Genomic DNA, 254 nt, shown 5'->3' with positions numbered 1-254 from the left:
CCGTGGGCACTTGCCGCATGGGCGAGGATCAGATGGCGGTGGTCGATGCGCAATTGCGCGTGCATGGACTGCAGGGCCTGCGCGTGGTGGATGCGTCGGTCATGCCCACGCTGGTCAGCGGCAACACCAATGCGCCCACCATCATGATTGCCGAGAAGGCGGCCGACATGATCCGCGCCAGCCAGGCGCATGCCGAGGCGGCCTGATACCCTTCGATGACACCATGCAAGGATGCATCAATGACTGATACCACC

1 protein-coding gene is annotated in these 254 nt (G+C 63.4%); it reads left to right on the top strand.

The genetic code is table 11. The annotated features are described in order from the left end of the window. Positions 1-206 (top strand): GMC oxidoreductase (locus tag SAY88_RS25325; RefSeq protein ID WP_332635198.1); only part of this gene is annotated, 206 nt, incomplete at its 5' end. Positions 207-254: the final 48 nt, after the last annotated feature.

Source organism: Halalkalibacter flavus, assembly GCF_036663575.1.
GTDB lineage: Bacteria > Bacillota > Bacilli > Bacillales > Bacillaceae_D > Halalkalibacter > Halalkalibacter flavus.
This window is presented reverse-complemented; position numbering and strand designations above follow the sequence as displayed.